Genomic DNA, 20,434 nt, shown 5'->3' with positions numbered 1-20,434 from the left:
ATATAATAATATAAGAGTTTTGTTTTCACTTATTGGATAATTGAAGAGTACTTAAATCCAACTAACGAATTTCTTGATAAATTTAAATTTGTATTATATAATATGAAGGACGTTTATTTAGACATAGTTAATTAATAATTCGAATTTGATGTTTATCATCATATTTGATCAACAGAATGATATTATTAGAATTTTACCCATAAAGCTATCATTTTGTTAAGCTAATATGTACGAGATGGGAGGTGTAAATATGGCCAAAATAAAAGTTAAAGATAACGAAGAAATGGATCACGCACTTAGGAGATTTAAAAAGGAATGCCAAAAGAGTGGGATAATATCCGATCTTCGGCGTCATGAATACTATGAGAAACCAAGCGTAAGAAGGAAAAAGAAAGCGCTTGCTGCTCAAAGAAAACAAAAAAAAAGAGGTAGATTTTAGATGTCAAAACAGCTATCCTTGGAAGAAGTGATTTTTAGTAATATGAAAATGGCATTAAAGGAGAGCGAAAAATTAAAATTATCTACTTTACGATTGATTAGAGCAGCAATTAAGAATACTGAAATATCAAAAAAAGATAAGCTGACCGAAGATGAAATTATTGGGATAATCTCTAACCATTTAAAGAAATTAGAAGAGTCTTTAAATCTTTTTATTAAGGGTCAAAGACCAGAACTTGCTGAAAAGGCAAAAAAAGAGATTGAAATAGTAAAAGCTTATCTTCCTGAACAATTACCTGAGAGAGAAGTAGAAAAAATAGTAAAAGACACTATTAAAAAATTTGAATTCAAAAGCATAAAAGACCTTGGTCCCGCCATGAGAGAAATTTTACCCCAATTAAAGGGAAAAGTGGATGGGAAAATAGTAAATAAGATGGTTCGGAATTTACTGGATAATCCAAAAAATTAAGATTAACAAAGGAAGACTCAAGCTTGCCTTGCAAGCATTTTGGGTCTTTCTTTGTTAATAGGTTATTTAATTTAGTTGCATAGCATTTTCTTAAACCGACAAAGAAGAAAACATTTTTATGCCTCTATACCTGAATCCGAGTTTCCCCTTAGGATACTCCATTAATAATAAGATATAGGAAAAGTATTATGAATTTAGATTGGGACTTTTCGCACTGAACTTTAACTTTTTAAATCGATGGAATATTTTATAATTTACATTTAAACTGATAATTATTTACTAACCATTGATCAAGGAGTGTAATTATTTGAAATTAGAAAATAATTTAAGCAAAAAGTGCAAAATATTTATTAGTGTTATAACACTATTTATCTCTTTTAGCTTAATTTCTCTAAATACTTGTGCTAATGAAAGAGGTGAAGTATATTTAGTTACTATTAAGGGAACAATTGACCTGGGTTTATCTTCCTATGTAAAGCGAGCTTTAGAGGAGGCGACAATAAACAAAGCAAAAGCTGTTATTTTAGAAATTGATACCTTCGGTGGAAGAGTGGATGCTGCTACCCAGATAAGAGATAAAATAATGAATCTGAATGTACCTATCATAGCTTACGTAAGAAATAGGGCGTGGTCTGCCGGAGCTCTGATTGCTCTCTCTGCAGAATATATTCTAATGGATAAAAGTGCCAGTATTGGTGCAGCAGAACCCCGACCGGCAGATGAAAAAAATATTTCAGCTTTAAAAGCTGAGTTTGTTTCTACTGCCTTAAGCAGAAGGCGTTCGAAAGATATCGCTGCTGCCATGGTGGATAAGGACATTGAAATCGATGGTATCATTGAAAAAGATAAAATACTAACCTTAAATGCAGAACAGGCTCTAACCTTGGGTTTTACGGATGGTATTTCTTCAAACCTGGAAGAAGTTTTAGATTTTATAAATTTTAAAAGTGCTGAAGTAGTATATATATATCCGAATTGGGCTGAGAATATAAGCCGATTTATTACCAATCCGGCAGTCAGTCCCTTATTGTTATCTTTAGGTTTTTTGGGATTAATAATTGAATTTTGGACTTTAGGCTGGGGGATCGCGGGGTCAATAGGAATAATTTCTCTTGCCTTATTTTTTGGAGGACATATCATTGGCGGTCTGGCAGGATTGGAAACAATTATATTATTTGTAATCGGTATTCTTTTAATTTTAGCGGAAATATTTTTTATTCCTGGCTTCGGTCTGGCAGGAATAAGTGGAATTACAGCAATTTTAGCTAGTATATTTCTTACTTTTGGAAATATTGTTCAAGCAACCTATTCTATCTTGATTGCTCTGATTATATCCATCGTAGGATTTTTCTTGCTAATTAAATTTTTTCCTTCGACTCGAACTTGGAGAAGTTTTGTACTTTCTACTGCGCAGAACAAGGAATTAGGATACACAGTGGGAACCAGGGACTTAGAGCGATTTGTTGGTAAAAAAGGAATAGCTATTACGCCTTTACGCCCTTCTGGTATAGCAGAGGTTAACGGTAAAAAACTGAATGTTCTTACCCGGGGGGAATATGTTGAGATTAATACCAAAATAAAAGTAATTAGTGTTGAAGCTAATAAAATAGTAGTGGAGGAAATTGAAACCTCGAATTGAAGTAATATTAAAATTATAAAAAAATATTTCGTTGATTTTTATCAGTAAGTAGAATTTTTTATCATACCGTACTGGATATTGAATCAAAATAAATTGTTGCACGTTTGGTCATGTTTGAGAATTCTAGAAGTTTAAAAAAGATTATTTCCGCTTTCGCGGGAATAACAAAGAAATCAGGATTAACATAGAAAAAGAGAGTTATAGAATAAGGAGGTAAAAAATGATTGAATTATTTATTCCATTGATTCCAATAATCATAGTAATTTTTATAATCTATATTTTCTTTCAATTTATACCAGTAGGATTATGGATTTCAGCTATAGCGGCAGGGGTAAAGGTGGGAATTTTTACTTTGGTAGGTATGAGACTTAGAAGAGTTCCTCCCCATCAGATTGTCAATGCTTTAATAAAGGCTACCAAAGCTGGTTTAACCATTTCTATTGACAAATTGGAAGCACATTACTTGGCTGGAGGAAATGTTGATCGAGTGATAAATGCCTTGATTGCTGCAGAAAGAGCAGGCATTCCTTTATCTTTTGAAAAGGGGACTGCTATTGATTTAGCTGGAAGAGATGTCTTAGAAGCTGTACAGATGAGTGTAAACCCGAAAGTAATAAAAACACCGATTGTAGCGGCAGTAGCCAAAAATGGTATTCAAGTTATGGCCACTGCCAGAGTGACGGTAAGAGCAAATATTGAACGATTGGTTGGAGGAGCTGGTGAGGAAACCATTATAGCTAGAGTAGGAGAGGGAATTGTCACTACTATTGGTTCAGCAGAAACCCATAAAAACGTCTTGGAAAACCCGGATAATATTTCCAAGACTGTATTAAAAAAAGGTTTAGATGCCGGGACAGCTTTTGAAATATTATCCATAGATATTGCTGACGTAGATGTTGGTAAAAATATTGGCGCCATGTTGCAGACCGATCAGGCAGAAGCGGATAAAAAGATTGCTCAGGCCAGGGCTGAACAGAGAAGGGCCTTGGCAGTAGCTCAGGAGCAAGAAATGAAGGCCAGAGTTCAAGAAATGAGAGCAAAGGTAGTAGAAGCAGAAGCAGAAGTACCTAAGGCCATGGCAGAAGCGCTAAGAACGGGGAAATTAGGGGTAATGGATTATTACAATTTGAAGAATATTGCAGCTGATACTTCTATGCGGGATAGTATTTCTGAAACTTCCAAAAAGAAAGAAAATAAATAATCCAGGATTTCTTATTATTTAAGGGGAAAAGGTAAACTATGTCAATATTTTCATATATGTTTATTTTCTATATTATAGTAAGTCTCTTAACTCGTTTAGGAAACAAGAAAAAAAGATCTTATAACTTAGTTCGAAAAGAAGAGGAAGAAGATGTTAATTCCTTTCCGCTATTTGCAGAAATTAAGGAGAAAACAGACTTACCTGAAAATAAGTTTAATATGGAGCAAATGGATAATTTAGAAGAAAAAGATAAGGTGAATAATGATAAACTGGTTAAAGAAGTTTACCAGGGAAAATACGAAGAGCAAGGGCAAAAGGTTTTATATGAAAAGTCGGTGGGAGAAGTGATAGTCTCCGAAGAAAATTCTACTGAGCGGGAAAGCGGATTAGAAATATTTCTGTCTACTAATATCCTGGTTAATGGAATACTCCTATCAGAGATAATTGCTCCCCCCAGAGCTCTAAGACCTTATGATTTCCATAGGTACAAAAGATACGGGCAAATTACACGGTGAAAATAAATAGGATATAATTTTACCTGGCTAATACTTTATGAAAGTAGGGAAAAATAATAGAAAAAGATAAAAACATAAGTCATAGCATATTAATTAAAAATAAAGATGAGCTAAGAGAGCTTTTTGGACAATATGATGAAAATATCAAACTTTTCAATCAGTATTTTTCTATAAGAATATCAACTCAAAATGACAGTAAGTTAATTATTTCGGGAATAAAGAGCGAAGCAGATAAAGCTCTAAAACTAATGGAAGAGCTTATCGCTATCATTAGAAATGGGCATCCGCTTTCTGTAGCAGAGGTAAAATACCATGTAGAAATGTCCCAGAGTAACCAACCGGTGGATTGGAAATTATTATATAAAGATGCGATAAGTGTTTTTAAAAAAGATAAAGAGATCAAGCCAAAAACTTTGGGTCAGCAGAAATATATTGCTGCTATTAAAAAAAATGATATTGTCTTTGTTATTGGTCCTGCCGGAACGGGGAAGACCTACTTGGCAGTAGCTATCGCTTTATCCGCTCTAAAGAGTGAAGAGGTAGATAGAATAATTTTGGTCAGACCTGCGGTAGAAGCAGGGGAAAGCTTAGGTTATTTACCGGGAGATTTACTGGAAAAGATAGATCCCTATTTTCGCCCCTTATATGATGCAATGTACGAAATGATGCCTTCGGAAAAGTTCCAAAAATATATGGAAAGAGGGATAATAGAAATAGCGCCCTTAGCCTATATGCGGGGAAGAACTTTAAATAACTCTTTCATTATCTTAGATGATGCTCAAAATACTACTTTGGGCCAGATGAAGATGTTTTTGACCCGCTTTGGCTTTGGCTCTAAAGTGATCATTAACGGAGACATTACCCAGGTAGACTTACCGCTTAAGGAGCATTCCGGATTGACCAGGGTAGAAAGGATACTTAAAGAAATAAAGGGTATTGAATTCGTGCATCTTAATGACCGGGATGTAGTGAGGCATAGATTGGTTCAGGAAATTATCCGTGCTTACGAAAAGGAAGATTTACGGAACCACAAAAAGGAGTGATCCAGTCTGACGAAATTAAATGAAAGATGGAAAAAATGGATAAATAGAGATAAAGTATCGGGTAAAAATATGCAAAAGAAAAAAATAATTGATAAAAATATAATACAAAAGATATCCATATTTTTTGTATTGTTACTTGCTATCACTCTGGTTCTTTCAATTAATTTTTTTCCGGATAAAATTCTCTTAAGGGAGGGGCAAATATGTACGAAAGATATCCTGTCTCCGGGTGATTTTGAATTTACAGATATAGAAGCAACACAAAATTTAAGAGAAAAAGCTGCTAAATCGATAAAAGAAGTGTACGATCTAAATTTAGCCAATATTGAGAATGTTGAAAAAGACATAGATGTTTTCTTTTTAAAGATAGAAGAATATCAAAAAAAAATTACTGAATCTTCTAAAGAGACTCCTTCTCTTACTTTGGAATTTGAGACTAAAGAGAAATCTGAGGAGATTGAATTAATTGAAATAGCTAATGAAATAAATGAAAATTTAGGATTATATATTAGCGAACAAGTTATAATAGGTTGTCTCCTGTTGGATAATTTATCTTTAGAGAAAATAAGGGTGGATACCAAAAATGCTTTAAGAAAAATAATGGAGCAAGGGATTAGAAAAGATGATTTAGAAACCGCAAAAAAACAATTAATTAGAGAGATTAGTGAAATTTCCCTTGATCATAATGACGCCCTGATAGCCAGCGAGATTGCCACCTCTTTGCTTTTGCCAAGTTTATTTTTAAATGAAGAAGATACAGAAAAAAGACGTCAGGAAGCCATCGCTTCGGTAGATGATTTGATAAGAACAATTCAAAAAGGACAGATAATTATAAGAAAAGGAGAAGTGGTTACTTCAGAAGATATCGCCATCCTTAATTCTTTAGGTCTAAAAAATCCCAAGATAAATTTTTCTAACATCATAGGAATAGTTATAATTACGGCAGTCTGCCTTTTAGTAATCTTTTTATATTTGAGTTTCTTTTTTCCTGGTATTTATGAAAATGTAAATAAATTGATATTGCTGGGTATTATTTCTATCTTAGTTGTTTTGCTTGCCAAGATTGCAAGTCAGGTATCAGGATATTTAATGCCCATTGCTTCTGCCTCAATGTTAATTGCTATATCTTTAAGTCCCAATGTTGCCATGATGCTTACCGTTATATTAAGCCTGTTAATAGGATTTTTTCCGGGAGGTGGATTAAATTATATTTTAGTTTCGGTAATTAGTGGAATTGTGGCCATATATAGCATTCGGAAAGCAACCCAAAGGTCAAGTCTGACACGTGCAGGGTTAATTATTGCCGGAGTGAATATGATGATTATATCGGCTTTGGGTTTAATCAATAATGAAGGTTATTATCTAATTTTACAAAACAATTTATGGGGAGTCCTAAACGGTTTTTTAGCAGTCATTATGACCATTGGAATTCTTCCTTTCTTAGAAAGCTATTTCGATATCACCACCTCTTTTAAGTTGATGGAATTATCTAATCCTAACCAACCTCTATTAAAAAAGATGATATTGGAAGCACCCGGTACTTATCATCACAGTATAGTTGTGGGAAATTTATCTGAGACTGCTGCCGAAGAGATTGGGGGTAATGGGTTATTAGCTCGGGTTGGTGCTATTTATCATGATATCGGTAAAATAAAAAGACCTTATTTCTTTACTGAGAATCAAGAAGCATATAAAAATATTCATGATGATATGGAGCCCAGTTTAAGTGCCTTAGTCATTGCTTCTCATGTCAAAGAAGGAATAGAGTTGGCAAAAAAAAGTAAACTCCCTAAGGATATAGTTGATATCATCGCCCAACACCACGGAACCAATTTAATTACCTATTTTTTCCACAGAGCTTTACAAGAAAATGGATCAGCTAATGAGGCAGTTGCCGAAGAGAATTATCGTTATTCCGGACCAAAACCACAGACTAAAGAAGCAGCAATTATTTTATTGGCTGATTCTCTGGAAGCAGCAACCAGAAGTTTAACCAATCCTACACCCACTAGAATAAAAACCTTGGTAAAAGAAATTATCCAGAAGAATTTGGAAAGTGGTCAGTTGGAAGAATGCGATTTAACCTTAAAAGACCTGGATAAAATTGGGGATAGTTTTTCTCGGATTCTTACCGGAATGTTTCACAGCCGAGTGGAATATCCCGATGAAGATTTGATAAAAAAAATAAAAGAAGAAGGAAAAAAGAATGGAAGTTCTAATAAAAAATCAACAGAAAATATTAAAGATAGATCAAAGAAAAATAAAAAAGCTGATTAAAATAGCTCTGCAACATCTCCAAGTTGATGAAAAAACCGAAATCAGTATTCTGTTTACTGATGATCAATTTATCAGATTGCTAAATCATAAATATCGAGGGATTGATAGATCAACCGATGTTTTATCCTTTAGTTTAAGAGAGGGATCTATCAACACTCCGGAATTAGGGAGTGAGAAACTTATAGGTGATATAGTTATCTCTGTTGAGACTGCCCAAAGGCAGGCAAATAACTTAAATCATAACATAGAAAAAGAGCTAATGGTTCTATTAATTCATGGCTTATTACATCTAACCGGCTATGCTCACCAAGAAGAGAAAGATTACAAAATTATGCAGGAAAAAGAAGATAAAATATTGGAAATATTTGATTTGTTACCCGATGTTTAATATAATAAAATCAGATATTATATTTATTTACTTTTTTAAGTTATTTAAAAAAAAATAGGTATGAGAAATACTGGGCATAGATTCACCGAACAAAAAGAAATGAAAAAATAGGGGGTGAGAATAGATCTATAGAATGTTTACTTTTAGTTAACAGGTAAGATCATATTTTGAAAAATTAAAAAAATTAAAGGAGAATTGATTAATGCTAAAAAGTAAGACAATAATTATTTTCGTATTAGCAATGAGTTTAGTAATGGGAATGCTTAGTTTTGGGATAGCTGCTGAAAAACAATTTGTAGCTATTGCTACCGGTGGAACGGGAGGAACTTACTATCCTTTGGGTGGGGCATTAGCTCAAATGCTTTCTAATAATGTCGAAGGATTAATCGTGACAGCCCAAACAGGAAACGCTTCCAGAGCAAACTGTAACTTAATCAGCAGGGGTCAGATTGAAACTGCTTTTTCTCAAGCAAATGTTACCTATTGGAGTTATTCCGGTACTGGAATATATAGTAACGAACCTATTCTTACTAATTTAAGAGGTATTGCTTCTTTATATCCGGAAACTATTCATATAGTTGCTACCAAGGCATCTGGAATTAAAACCATAGAAGATCTCAAAGGAAAGAGCGTGGGAGTGGGTGCACCTAATAGCGGAACTGCTGCTGATGCTGAAATAATTTTAGCAGCTCATGGAATTACTTTTGATGATATAAAAGTAGATTATATCGACTTTAATGAAGTAGCCCAGCGTTTGATCGATGGGCAGATAGATGCCGGTTTTACCACTGCTGGATTTCCAACTTCCAGCATCATTAATATAGCTACTAAAAGAGATATCGTCCTGGTTCCTATAAGCCCGGAAAAATCAAAAGAATTAGTGGAAGCAATTCCCTATTATGGAGCCACAGTTATCCCAGGTGGACTGTATAAAGGTGTGGATGAAGATGTTTTAGCCCTTGCTACCCCAGCTTTATGGATCTGTGATTCCAAATTAGAACCTACCTTGGTCTACAAAATGACTAAAGCTTTATGGGAACATCGAGATGTATTAGAAAAAGTTCATTCTCAAGGTAAAAATATTACTTTAGAAACCGCTCTTGGTGGTATGGGAATACCATTGCATCCGGGTGCAGAATTATACTACAAAGAAGTTGGCTTGATTAAATAAGGTTAGGAAAATATAATCCGGGTATCATAAAATAAGAATATTTTTCCATGATACCCGGAATCAATTTATATGTTAAAGAAAAAATATGTAACGCCCTTTTTATGGTGTATTGTTGCTGTTATTATTATGATGTTATTTTTTATTCCTTTACGTACCTTGGAAGTCAAGTCTTTTCCTGACGGAGAAGTAATTTTTATACAGAAAATTCAACCAGGGGATCAGTTTATTTTAAAATACACTCACTCTGTTGCTTTAACTCCTGTTTGGGAAATATTTAACCTAAATAAAGACTATCAGATTGTCTTAATAGAAACTGATTTTCTTGATCACGGAGCGGGACTTCCCTATGCCACTTTCGATCAGGAAATATTTGTAGAAGAAGAGGGTAGATTTAAGATAAAAAATATGCACCGGATCATCCCTACCCCAATCTATTATAGAATTGGAGCGATAAGAGAGAATATTTTTCATTTTAAAGATAAAATAATTAATTTATCTTCATTGGTAGGAGACAAATTGTTAACTATCGAAATCCATAAAACTAATCTGATTAATTATTTGTTAGGGGGAAAACAATAAATGGCAAAAGAAATTAAAAATGAAAATAAAGAAATTGATGTTCAAAAGCTCATGGAGCAGTATGATTCAGAATCAAGAATAAGAAAACCCTTGGGAATGATGGCTATTATTATATCAATAATTGCTATATCTTTTTCGGTTTTTCAATTCTATACCGGAGGATTTGGTCTGCTTTTAGCCTTAAAACAGAGAGCATTTCATCTGGCTTTTACTTTGTGTTTAGCTTTTCTTATATACCCCAGCAGTAAAAAAAATTTTGAAAAAGATAAAGAAAAAATACCTGTTCTTGATATAATTTTGGCTCTATTAGGGGCGGGCGTATGTTATTATTTAGTCTTATTTTACAATGTTATGGTAATACGTTCCGGATTGCCTACTACTCTTGATTTAATAGTAGGCGGTTTGACTATTATATTAGTTTTGGAAGCGACTCGAAGGATTATCGGTTCGGCTCTTCCCATAGTTGTCATTGTTTTTCTACTCTATTCTTATTTTGGACAGATCATGCCGGGATTCTTCGCGCATCGAGGATACTCATTAGAAAGAATAATAGAACATTTATATTCAGGGACGGAAGGGATATTCGGTATTCCTTTGGGAGTATCTTCTTCTTTTGTATTCCTTTTTATTTTATTTGGTGCAGTTTTAAATAAAACGGGGATGGGAAAATTTTTTATCGATGTTGCCATGGCAGTAGCCGGTCATACTACCGGTGGACCGGCAAAGGTGGCAGTTATCGCCAGTGGATTTATGGGCTCCATTAATGGAAGTTCAGTTGCCAATACGGTAACTACCGGTGCTTTTACTATCCCCTTAATGAAGAGCATGGGTTACCGAAAAGATTTTGCCGGAGCAGTGGAAGCCGCCGCTTCGACCGGTGGGCAGATACTCCCCCCGGTAATGGGAGCAGCTGCCTTTGTTATGGCCGAATTTTTAGGAATTCCCTATATTAAAATTGCCGCAGCAGCAGCAATTCCAGCTATCATATATTACATTGCCGTAGGAACAATGGTCCATCTGGAAGCTTGTAAATACGGATTAAAAGGTCTTCCCAAAGAGAGGCTTCCTAATTTAAGTGCTGTCTTGAAAGCTCGAGGTCATTTAGTTATCCCTATACTGGGGTTAGTTTATTTATTAGTTCGAGGATATACTCCCTTATTCTCCGCTTTTTGGGCAATTGTTATGAGTTTGGCAATAAGTATGGTAAAATCCGAAACTCGGTTAAACCTAAAGAAATTAGGCGAAGCCTTTGAGGAGGGTGCCAAGAGTGCTTTAGGTGTGGCGGCCGCTTGTGCTTGTGCTGGAATGGTTGTGGGAGCAGTTACCCTTACCGGTTTGGGATTAAAGATTGCAAATGGACTGGTGATGTTAGGTCATGGCAATTTATTATTAACTCTTTTCTTTACCATGATTGCTTCCATTTTATTAGGAATGGGGCTTCCGACCACGGCAAAATATATCATTTTATCGATCATGGCAGCACCTGCTTTGATTGATTTAGGGGTAAATCCCTTGGCCGCCCATCTATTTATCCTTTACTTTGGCGTTATTGCTGACCTTACCCCACCGGTTGCCGTAGCCGCTTATGCTGGAGCAGGAATTTCCGGAGGAAATTCCATGAAAACCGGTTTTATTGCCGTAAGATTAGCGGTAGCGGGATTTATGATTCCTTTTATATTTGCCCTTGATTCCGGGTTGTTGTTTATAAATAGTACGGTAATCCATACTTTGATATTAATTGTTACTTCTTTAGCCGGGGTATTAGCCTTGGGAGCAGCTGCTGGTGGATATCTTCTTGACCATACTAAAATATATGAAAGAGTTATATTAATTATTAGTGCACTAGCTCTAATAAGACCCGGCTTATTAACTGATGGAGTAGGTTTTGTATTATTAGCGGGAGTAATAATCTTACAGAGGATGAGAGTATTGAAGAAAGCTAAATTAGCTTAGTTATAATAATTAAAATATCTCGGTTAAGTTTTATTTTAAGTAGTTTTATGCTTGATAATTATTCGGTTGGGAGTCTGAAGACTCAATAACTACTTCTCTTGAGATTCCCAATCGAACCGTATAAAGATAAGTAGCTCATCTTGATTTTAATTAGTTAAATGGTCGATGTTTTGAAATATACTTGACGGTTTTTGAAAAAGTTGCGGTGATTGTTTTTTGGATGATCCTCTTAATTTAATTATATTGATATTGGAAGTTATTACTTTATTAGGCTTCATAGTACTATCAGCATTTTTTTCCAGCGCAGAGACTGCCCTCTTCTCACTTAGTAAGCTCCAATTAAAAAAAATACAAAAAGAAGAAGAGAATAATTGGCGGATAAGTTCAATTATCAGACTCCTTGATGACCCCCAAAGAACCTTAATCTCAATTTTAGTGGGAAATATGTTCGTCAACATTTCTGCTTCCTCTTTAGCCACTTATTTAGCTATAAAACTATTAGGGAATATAGGTATAGGTATTGCCAGCGGTGTCATGATTTTTACCATTCTTATTTTTGGGGAAATAGTACCAAAATCATTAGCAGTCGCTAATGCGGAAAAGATTTCCAGAAGAGTAGCAAGACCCATAGAAATAATTTCTGTGGGTATATTTCCCTTAATAAAAATATTTAAGGCACTTATTATTGTAATGTATTACTTTTTTGGTAGGGAAAGTACAAAAGAGAAAAAAGAAATTACTGAAGAAGATTTGATAACCTTAATAGAAGCTGGTAAGGATGAGGGCGTGATTGAGGAGAAAGAAAACGAGATGATTAGAAATATCTTTGAATTTAGCGATACGATGGTAAAAGAAGTAATGATCCCCCGGGTAGATATGGCTTGTATACCCTCTGACACCAAATTAGGCTCAATATTAAGATTAATAAAAAAAATAGGACATTCGAGAATCCCGGTATATGAAGAAACCATAGACAATATTATTGGAATACTATATGCCAAGGACCTTTTAGGTACTTACGAGCAATGGTATACTTCTAAGGAAAAGTTTGATTTAAATGAGATTATAAGAGAACCTTATTTTGTTCCGGAAAATAAAAAAATAGATGAATTATTGGATATTTTTCAAAAAGATAGAATTCAAATTGCCATTGCTATTGATGAATATGGCGGGACAGCAGGATTGATTACCATGGAGGATGTGGTAGAGGAAGTAGTTGGCGAGATAATTGATGAATACGATAAAGAAATAAAATTGTTTGAAATGATCGGAGATAATACTGTAATTACTGATGCAATAATAAGTATTGAAAAAATTAATGAAATTCTAAACATCGAAATACCTGAAAATGGTTTCGAGACCTTAGGCGGTTTTATTTATGATTTATTAGGTAGAGTACCCGAGAAAGGCGAAAAAATAAAATACAAGAATTGTCAGATAATTATAGAAAAAATTGTAAAAAATAGAATTAGAAGAGTAAAGATAATAAAAAAGCTACCGTTAGCTGAAAACCATATTTGGAATAAAAATACTTAGGAGGTAGGAAAATTTTGACGGAATGGTGGATTAAAATCAGTCCTTATATGCTGTTTATAGGCATATTTATTGCTGCTTTTTTTTCCGGAGCAGAAACTGCAGTTATCTCAACCAGCAAGTTACATCTTAAATATTTAGCTAAGATAGGGAACAAAAAAGCTAAAATAATATCTATTTTAGCTAAAAGACCTGATAAGTTTCTAAGGGTAGTTTTGATTGGAACTAATATTGCAGTTATCGTAACTTCTACCGTTTCCTCAGCCCTGGCCATGCATATATGGGGTGATGGTAAAGGAGTTACTATTTCGATATTGCTTTCTACTCTAATAATTTTAATTTTTTGCGAGATAATACCTAAAACTCTTGCTCAGAATAATCCCCAGAAAATTTCGCTAAAATCGGCTTATTTTTTAAAAGGTGCCTCTTTTGTACTTTATCCTATTGAAATCTTTTTTAGCTGGATATCCAACCTTATCATCAGAATCATTACCGGAAAGAAATATGTACCGTTAAACGCTTTTTTTACTAAAAAAGATCTGAAATTATTTTTTGAGGTCGGCGAAAAGGAAGGTGCATTAGAGAAAAAAGAAAAGAGCATGATAGAGAGAATTTTAAATTTAAATGATATTTTGGTTAAAGATGTAATGATCCCTCAAAAATTTATGGTAGCTGTTGAAGAAAATACTTATCTGGAGGAAGCTATAAAAATAATGAACAAAGAAGGCCTATCCAGAATACCAGTTTATCATGATAATATCAACAACATCATCGGCTTTATTTATGCCAAGGACTTTCTTACCGGGGATTTAAAAAAGAAATTAAGCAAAAGTATTAATTTATTAGGCCTGATCCATCCACCTTACTCGGTTTCAGAAAATAAAAGGGTCACAACGCTTTTGAAAGAATTTCAGAGAAAGAAAGTCCATATTACTGTAGTCAAAAATAAAGAGAAAAAAATATCCGGCGTAGTTACCATTGAAGATTTATTAGAAGAAATTTTTGGAGAGATAGAAGATGAATTTGATAAAATTAAATAAATATAAAATAATTTAACAATCAAGAAGAGAGGGCACATTATGAAGAAAGAAATATTGAAACAATTATTTTTTTACGGTTTTATATGGTTATTTCTTATTGTATTTTCCGGCATTATTATAAGTCATGATATTTACGCCAGTACGGTAAGACCTTTGGCTATCATGATAGGAAATTCACCCCAAGAAGTCATTCACCAAATGGGTTTGAATAAGGCAGATATAATTTATGAAGCAAATGTAGAGTATCCTTTTACCAGATTAATGGCTATATTTATTAATAGTGATGAGATAACGGTGGGACCGATAAGAAGCAGCCGCTATTATTTCTCTAGGTTATCCGTAGAGTGGTCAGCAATTTTTGCACACTGTGGAGGACAGAGCTTAAAAGATGAAAGGATAGTTAATTTAGATCAGATGCTTTATCCCTCACCTTTTTGGCGGGATAAAAATATTGGGGGATGGATAAATCTTTTTACTAAAACCCAGAATATACGAGAAAAAAGCAGAAAAATGGGTTTTCAGGAAAGGGTAAATTTCGATAATCCTTTGCTTAACCAAAGAACCTTGAATTTATCAGGAGGGGGTATCACTAAAATATCATTTAAATATAATCAAAAATATTCTCTATCATACCAATATAAAGCTGATACTAACACTTATTTAAGATATATAAATTCTAAACCACATCAGGACAGTAATACCCTTGAACCTATTGTTGTTTCCAATATAATCATCCAGTATGTTCCGATTGAAAGAATAACCAACGATATTGAGGGAAGGCTGGAAGTAGGGGTGCTTGGAGAAGGTGTAGCTAAGATATTTTATGGAGGAAATTATCATTTAGCAAAGTGGATTAAGAAATCTAAAAACCACCCGACGTTATATTATAATGATCAGGGGAATCCTATAAACTTAAATCAGGGGAATATATGGATTCATTTGGTACCAGAGGAGACAGAGGTGTGGTTTAAATAAAGAAGGTGAAAACATTATGAAAGAGGAATTTAAAAGATTAATTAGAGAGGCAGAAAAGGCAAGAAAAAGAGCGTATAGTCCCTATTCAAAATTTCCGGTAGGAGCTGCTGTTCTCTGCGGCGATGGCAAAATATTTACCGGATGCAATATTGAGAACGCATCTTTTGGTTTGTCCTTATGTGCAGAAAGAACCGCTATTTTTAAAGCTATTTCAGAGGGTTCAACAAAGTTTGAAGCGATTGCTATTATTGGTGACACAGTTAAACCCTGTTCTCCCTGTGGTTCTTGTCGACAGGTAATATCAGAATTTAGTGAAGATGTTTACTTGATAATGGCAAATTTAAGGGGAGAGGTTAAGGTTAAAAAAATAAATGAATTACTTCCTGAAGCGTTTAGTAAAAATGATCTTTTATAGCGGAGATTGTCTTATAGTATGTTGTATAAAACAGAAGGCATAGTATTAAAAAGCACGGAATACGAAGAAGCCGATAAAATTGTTACCATATACACCAAAAATTATGGTAAGATTAAAGCTATTGCCAAAGGGGTCCGAAAGACCAAAAGTAAATTCGGAAGTAGCTTGGAAATATTAACTCACTCTGTTTTTTTGTTTTATAAAGGTAGGAATATAGATATTGTCAGTCAAAGTGAAATATTAGAATCTTTTTTTTCGGCGAGTAAAGAAGTTATTAAATTCGCTTATGCTGTTAATTGTATCGAGATAGTGAATAAATTAACCGAGGAAAGAGAGATAAATATTGCTTTGTTTAATTTGCTAAAAGAAGTTTTACATTATTTGAGGAATTCTAAAGATCCAAAATTGCTAACTTTGTCTTTCAAATGGCAGACCATGTCAATTTTGGGATATAGACCTTCACTCGATCATTGTTGCAGATGCAATAAAAGTTTGGAAGAGCAAAAAGAAAGGTATTTTAATATCAAAGAAGGGGGACTAGTTTGTAATAATTGCCTAATCAAAGATAAAGAAACTGATATTAACGTTTCTATTTACTTTAATAAACTAGTAAGAAAAATACTGACTACGCCTTTATCTACTATATCAAATGCTACTGTTCCTGATCAAAGAATAAAAGAATTAGAGAAAATTACTGATTCATATTTAACTTATCATTCTGAAAAAAGTTTTAAGACAGATAGATTTTTGAAATTTCTATAGCTGACTAAACTCGTATATCTAGTATCTCATGAACCGTATCTCGTACAAACTAGCGCATAACGTTTAGCGTAGAGTTAAGAAAGAAGCAAACAAATGTCTAATTCCTATCTCGTATCTCGCTAAAAAAATAGAAGTCGGAAATCAGCAGATTATTAGAGGATGGAATTTAGGAGGTAGCGGGCTTGATTAATTAAGTCCGCTAAAATAAATTACCATATCAGGGTCGGATAAATCCGACCTCTACATCATAATAATACTTTATTTTATTAGAAAAAGGTTTTGAATTTTGAATTATTATTTTAGTGTTTTATTTGAATTTTACATTTGATATGATAAAAATTTTTGTATAGAACGAATTGCTCATATTGTAGACCATACCCTTAACATTATCTTTGCTCGACACTTGATACTGAATTACTATACGCTGTACGCTATAACATATACTCTGTACGCTCTACGCCAATTTCTCTTTGTTTGTTGTATACTCGGCACTATATTTAGTTACGTTGACAATTATAGTCGATTTTGATATATTAACAAAGAAAATAAAATCTCTCTCTAATAGATGATAGGTTTGGAAAAATCTCTATGGGAGAGAGTTTTATTTATAATTAAAGAAAAGGAATGCTCATATGGATTTTCAGGAAATGATTTTTAATTTACAGAAATTTTGGGGCGAACAGGATTGTATCATTCAACTCCCTTATGATACGGAAAAAGGGGCAGGTACCATGAATCCAACTACTTTTTTGAGAGTCTTAGGTCCTGAACCATGGAAAGTTGCATATGTTGAACCATCTCGCAGACCAGCAGATGGACGTTACGGAGAAAATCCAAATAGAGTACAACAGCATTATCAATTTCAGGTAGTGTTAAAACCTTCTCCTGAAAATATACAAGATATTTATTTCAAAAGTTTAGAAAGTTTGGACATTCCCCGAAAAGAACATGATATAAGATTTATCGAAGGTGATTGGGAAGCCCCTACTCTTGGTGCCTGGGGATTAGGCTGGGAAGTATGGTTAGACGGATTGGAAATCACTCAATTTACTTATTTTCAACAAGCTGGCGGACTTGATTTAGATATTATTCCGGTTGAAATAACCTATGGATTGGAAAGATTAGGCATGGTTATACAGGATGTGAATAATGTTTTTGACTTAAAATGGGGTAAAAATATTACTTACAGAGATATACGCCATCAAGCAGAGGTAGAACAATCTAAGTACAACTTTGAAGAAGCAGACATATCGATGTTGTTCAACCTTTTTACTATATATGAAAAAGAAGCTAAAAGATTAATAGTGATAGAACTGCCTTTGCCGGCGTATGACTATATATTAAAATGTTCACATACTTTTAATTTACTGGATGCCCGAGGAGCGATTAGTGTTTCAGAAAGAACAGGATATATTTCACGGGTAAGAAATATAGCCCGATTATGCGCAGAAGCATACGTAAAACAGAGGGAAAATTTAGCTTTTCCCTTAATGAATAATAAAAGTTCAAACAGGGGATAAATTTTAATGGAGAATGTAATTTTAGAAATCGGAACCGAAGAAATACCCGCACAGTATATGGAGAATGCCCTAAAAGATTTAAGTCAGTTAGCAAAAAAATATTTAGAAGAAGCCAGAATAAATTATAAAGAAATAAAGGCTTATGGCACTCCCCGAAGATTAACATTATTCATCTCCCATATTAAAGAAAAACAGGAAGATATTTTTCAAAAAATTAAAGGACCTTCCTATTCAATTGCATACAATAAAGATTTTCAACCTCAAAAACCTGCTATAAAATTTGCTCAAAGCACGGGGGTTAACGTTGAAGATTTAATTGTCGAAAATACTGAAAAAGGGGAATATGTTTTTGCTTCGAAATCCATAACAGGCCAACCAACTGTGGAAATGTTATCCCGGATATTTCCTGAAATAATAAAGAGCATGCAATTTCCTAAATCAATGCGCTGGGGAGAGGGTTCATTGCGATTTATCCGTCCTATAAGATGGATACTAGCCATATATGGAAAAGAAATCATAAAGTTTAAGTTAAATGGTTTAGATTCCGGAAATGTTACTTTTGGCAATAGACTTTTAGCGCCTCAAAAAATCATAATATCTTCTACTCAGGAATATTTAAAAAAGCTAAAAAAAAATTATGTAGTCGTTGATCCTAAAATAAGAGAAAATATCATTAAAACAGACATAGAACAGATAATTAAAGAAATTGGCGGGGAAGAAATAATCAATGAGAAACAGTTAAAGGAAGTAATTTATTTAGTCGAATATCCCAATGCAATTTTAGGAAAATATGATAAAAATTATTTGAAATTGCCCCAAGATGTTTTAATTGTGGTTATGGAAAAACATCAAAAATATTTTCCTGTATTTAAAAATAAAAATGAATTGCTTCCCTATTTTATCGTTATTGTTAATAATTCAAAGAAGAATGCTTCTAAAATTAGAGAAGGTAATGAAAATGTTCTTAGGGCTAGGTTAGAAGATGCAAAATTTTTCTTCCAGGAAGATCGGAAGGTTCCTTTAGAGGAAAAGGTGAATAAATTAAAAAATGTCATCTTTCAGGAAAAGCTGGGAAGCCTTTTTGATAAAACCGAGAGATTGAAATTGCTATGTGACTACATTTCAGATATATTGCAGATTGGACAGACAATGAAAAAAGATCTTTTAAGATCTGCTTATTTGTGCAAGGCAGATTTGGTTACGGAAATGGTAAAAGAATTTCCAGAGTTACAGGGATCAATGGGCAACCAATATGCTATTTTATCTAATGAAAAAAAAGAGGTAGCAGGACCTATCTTTGAACATTATCTCCCCCGTTTTTCAGAGGATGGATTGCCCCGAAGCAAAAACGGTATGATTTTAGGGATTGCTGATAAAGTAGATAGCATTACCGGTTGTTTCATAACGGGATTAATCCCTACCGGATCACAGGACCCTTACGGATTAAGAAGACAATCTCGTGGCTTGATTGCCATAATTTTGGAAAATGAGCTACAAATTTCCTTAAAAGATATTTTTTGGAAATCTTTATCCTTATACCAAGAAAGTGTTTTAGTGGAATTAAAGATTGATCTTAATGAGATTATATCCCAGATATTAAATTTTTTTCAACAAAGATTAAAAAATTTCTTCCTGGAACAGGAAATTCGCTATGATGTAATTGATGCAGTTTTGGCTGTGGATGGCGATGGAGATGTATTTGTTATTAAAAAAAGGATAGAAACTATAAAAGATTTGTATGATCAGCCCATCTTTAAGAAAATACTTGTTTCATCAAGCAGGGTATTAAATTTATCAAAAAATAATCAAGAAACCGAGATTGATCCATTGTTATTCAAGGAAAAAGCTGAGTTAAATTTATACCATGATTATAAAGGTATCTATTCGCGAGCAGAGAAGCTTATTTATAATCAAGAATATAAAGAATTGTTTAAATTATTGGGAGATTTATGCGAACCGATTGATGAATTTTTTGACCAGGTACTAGTAATGGACCAAGATAGAGATATTAGAAAAAATAGGGTTACACTTATCAAGAAGGTGGGGATGTTGTTTAATCAGGTAGCTGATTTATCTAAAATTGTGTCGATAAAAGAAGGGAGGGAATAATAATGGATGATATTATATCTAAATCTACTGTTTATATAATTTCAGATTCTACCGGTGAAACTGCTCAAAATGTAGTGCATGCTGCTCTTGGTCAATTTGATTCTAATGATATTCAGGTAAAATTACTTGCCCACATTGAATCTAAAAAAGATATTACCGGGATAATAAGCCAACTCAATAAAGAAAAAGTATTTATCGTCTATACTATTGTTAAACCAGAATTAAGATTGTTTCTGAAAGAGGAATCTAAAAAGCATTATATTGTTTCTTTCGATCTACTCGGCCCAATGATAGAAAATATTGAAAGAATTAGCGGAATTAAACCTAAATTAGAAGCGGGCATTATTAGAAAAATAGATAAAGAATATTTTAAAAGAATAGAAGCCATGGAATTTGCAGTGAAGTAT

19 protein-coding genes are annotated in these 20,434 nt (G+C 33.6%); all 19 read left to right on the top strand.

Annotation, left to right across the window (positions count from 1 at the left end; all coding sequences use genetic code 11):
• Window positions 1-250: 250 nt before the first annotated feature.
• The gene (locus tag ENO17_00815; protein ID HER23599.1) at window positions 251-439 is read left to right on the top strand and encodes a 30S ribosomal protein S21; all 189 of its coding nucleotides are present in this window, start codon (window positions 251-253) and stop codon (window positions 437-439) included.
• Window positions 440-907 carry a GatB/YqeY domain-containing protein gene (locus tag ENO17_00810; protein HER23598.1) on the top strand — a complete coding sequence of 156 codons (468 nt, stop codon included), beginning with the start codon at window positions 440-442 and terminating at the stop codon, window positions 905-907.
• A gap of 286 nt (window positions 908-1,193) precedes the next feature.
• A complete protein-coding gene (locus ENO17_00805; protein ID HER23597.1) occupies window positions 1,194-2,546 on the top strand; it encodes a nodulation protein NfeD in 1,353 nt (450 codons plus the stop codon).
• A gap of 223 nt (window positions 2,547-2,769) precedes the next feature.
• Window positions 2,770-3,747, top strand: a complete 978-nt coding sequence (locus tag ENO17_00800) for a UPF0365 family protein (protein ID HER23596.1) — start codon at window positions 2,770-2,772, stop codon at window positions 3,745-3,747.
• A gap of 38 nt (window positions 3,748-3,785) precedes the next feature.
• Entirely contained in the window at window positions 3,786-4,262 is a 477-nt protein-coding gene (locus ENO17_00795; GenBank protein ID HER23595.1) for a hypothetical protein, read from the top strand.
• 320 nt (window positions 4,263-4,582) lie between these two features.
• Entirely contained in the window at window positions 4,583-5,305 is a 723-nt protein-coding gene (locus ENO17_00790) for a PhoH family protein (protein ID HER23594.1), read from the top strand.
• Window positions 5,306-5,374: 69 nt separating this feature from the next.
• Complete coding sequence (locus ENO17_00785) at window positions 5,375-7,582, top strand: HDIG domain-containing protein (protein ID HER23593.1); 2,208 nt, start codon at window positions 5,375-5,377, stop codon at window positions 7,580-7,582.
• The gene (gene ybeY / locus ENO17_00780) at window positions 7,512-7,970 is read left to right on the top strand and encodes an rRNA maturation RNase YbeY (protein HER23592.1); all 459 of its coding nucleotides are present in this window, start codon (window positions 7,512-7,514) and stop codon (window positions 7,968-7,970) included. The genes ENO17_00785 and ybeY overlap by 71 nt, the downstream gene beginning before the upstream one ends.
• A gap of 202 nt (window positions 7,971-8,172) precedes the next feature.
• A complete protein-coding gene (locus tag ENO17_00775) occupies window positions 8,173-9,141 on the top strand; it encodes a TAXI family TRAP transporter solute-binding subunit (GenBank protein HER23591.1) in 969 nt (322 codons plus the stop codon).
• Window positions 9,142-9,210: 69 nt separating this feature from the next.
• Window positions 9,211-9,720: a DUF1850 domain-containing protein gene (locus tag ENO17_00770; GenBank protein HER23590.1), complete on the top strand. Its 510-nt coding sequence runs from the start codon at window positions 9,211-9,213 to the stop codon at window positions 9,718-9,720.
• Entirely contained in the window at window positions 9,721-11,673 is a 1,953-nt protein-coding gene (locus tag ENO17_00765) for a TRAP transporter permease (protein ID HER23589.1), read from the top strand.
• 216 nt (window positions 11,674-11,889) lie between these two features.
• A complete protein-coding gene (locus ENO17_00760; GenBank protein HER23588.1) occupies window positions 11,890-13,209 on the top strand; it encodes an HlyC/CorC family transporter in 1,320 nt (439 codons plus the stop codon).
• A 14-nt stretch (window positions 13,210-13,223) separates the two neighbouring features.
• A complete protein-coding gene (locus ENO17_00755; protein ID HER23587.1) occupies window positions 13,224-14,246 on the top strand; it encodes an HlyC/CorC family transporter in 1,023 nt (340 codons plus the stop codon).
• Window positions 14,247-14,285: 39 nt separating this feature from the next.
• A complete protein-coding gene (locus tag ENO17_00750) occupies window positions 14,286-15,221 on the top strand; it encodes a DUF3048 domain-containing protein (protein ID HER23586.1) in 936 nt (311 codons plus the stop codon).
• A 16-nt stretch (window positions 15,222-15,237) separates the two neighbouring features.
• Window positions 15,238-15,636: a cytidine deaminase gene (locus tag ENO17_00745; protein HER23585.1), complete on the top strand. Its 399-nt coding sequence runs from the start codon at window positions 15,238-15,240 to the stop codon at window positions 15,634-15,636.
• An 18-nt stretch (window positions 15,637-15,654) separates the two neighbouring features.
• Window positions 15,655-16,398, top strand: coding sequence for a DNA repair protein RecO (recO, locus tag ENO17_00740; protein ID HER23584.1), 744 nt, complete (start codon window positions 15,655-15,657; stop codon window positions 16,396-16,398).
• Window positions 16,399-17,030: 632 nt separating this feature from the next.
• Entirely contained in the window at window positions 17,031-17,918 is an 888-nt protein-coding gene (glyQ, locus tag ENO17_00735; GenBank protein ID HER23583.1) for a glycine--tRNA ligase subunit alpha, read from the top strand.
• Between the two features lie 6 nt (window positions 17,919-17,924).
• Complete coding sequence (locus tag ENO17_00730) at window positions 17,925-20,027, top strand: glycine--tRNA ligase subunit beta (protein HER23582.1); 2,103 nt, start codon at window positions 17,925-17,927, stop codon at window positions 20,025-20,027.
• A 2-nt stretch (window positions 20,028-20,029) separates the two neighbouring features.
• The coding region (locus tag ENO17_00725; GenBank protein HER23581.1) for a phosphoenolpyruvate synthase regulatory protein at window positions 20,030-20,434 on the top strand (405 nt) is incomplete at its 3' end.

The sequence above is a fragment of the Candidatus Atribacteria bacterium genome (assembly GCA_011056645.1).
Taxonomy (GTDB): Bacteria; Atribacterota; Phoenicimicrobiia; order Phoenicimicrobiales; family Phoenicimicrobiaceae; genus Sediminicultor; species Sediminicultor quartus.
Note: the sequence above shows the minus strand (reverse complement) of the source record. Positions and strands in the feature narration are given on the sequence as shown.

Coding starts and splice junctions, on each gene's coding strand:
- ENO17_00815 (HER23599.1), top strand. CDS start 251: ATGGCCAAAATAAAAGTTAAAGATAACGAAGAAATGGATCACGCACTT.
- ENO17_00810 (HER23598.1), top strand. CDS start 440: ATGTCAAAACAGCTATCCTTGGAAGAAGTGATTTTTAGTAATATGAAA.
- ENO17_00795 (HER23595.1), top strand. CDS start 3,786: ATGTCAATATTTTCATATATGTTTATTTTCTATATTATAGTAAGTCTC.
- ENO17_00790 (HER23594.1), top strand. CDS start 4,583: ATGTCCCAGAGTAACCAACCGGTGGATTGGAAATTATTATATAAAGAT.
- ENO17_00785 (HER23593.1), top strand. CDS start 5,375: ATGCAAAAGAAAAAAATAATTGATAAAAATATAATACAAAAGATATCC.
- ybeY (HER23592.1), top strand. CDS start 7,512: ATGGAAGTTCTAATAAAAAATCAACAGAAAATATTAAAGATAGATCAA.
- ENO17_00775 (HER23591.1), top strand. CDS start 8,173: ATGCTAAAAAGTAAGACAATAATTATTTTCGTATTAGCAATGAGTTTA.
- ENO17_00770 (HER23590.1), top strand. CDS start 9,211: ATGTTAAAGAAAAAATATGTAACGCCCTTTTTATGGTGTATTGTTGCT.
- ENO17_00765 (HER23589.1), top strand. CDS start 9,721: ATGGCAAAAGAAATTAAAAATGAAAATAAAGAAATTGATGTTCAAAAG.
- ENO17_00750 (HER23586.1), top strand. CDS start 14,286: ATGAAGAAAGAAATATTGAAACAATTATTTTTTTACGGTTTTATATGG.
- ENO17_00745 (HER23585.1), top strand. CDS start 15,238: ATGAAAGAGGAATTTAAAAGATTAATTAGAGAGGCAGAAAAGGCAAGA.
- recO (HER23584.1), top strand. CDS start 15,655: ATGTTGTATAAAACAGAAGGCATAGTATTAAAAAGCACGGAATACGAA.
- glyQ (HER23583.1), top strand. CDS start 17,031: ATGGATTTTCAGGAAATGATTTTTAATTTACAGAAATTTTGGGGCGAA.
- ENO17_00730 (HER23582.1), top strand. CDS start 17,925: ATGGAGAATGTAATTTTAGAAATCGGAACCGAAGAAATACCCGCACAG.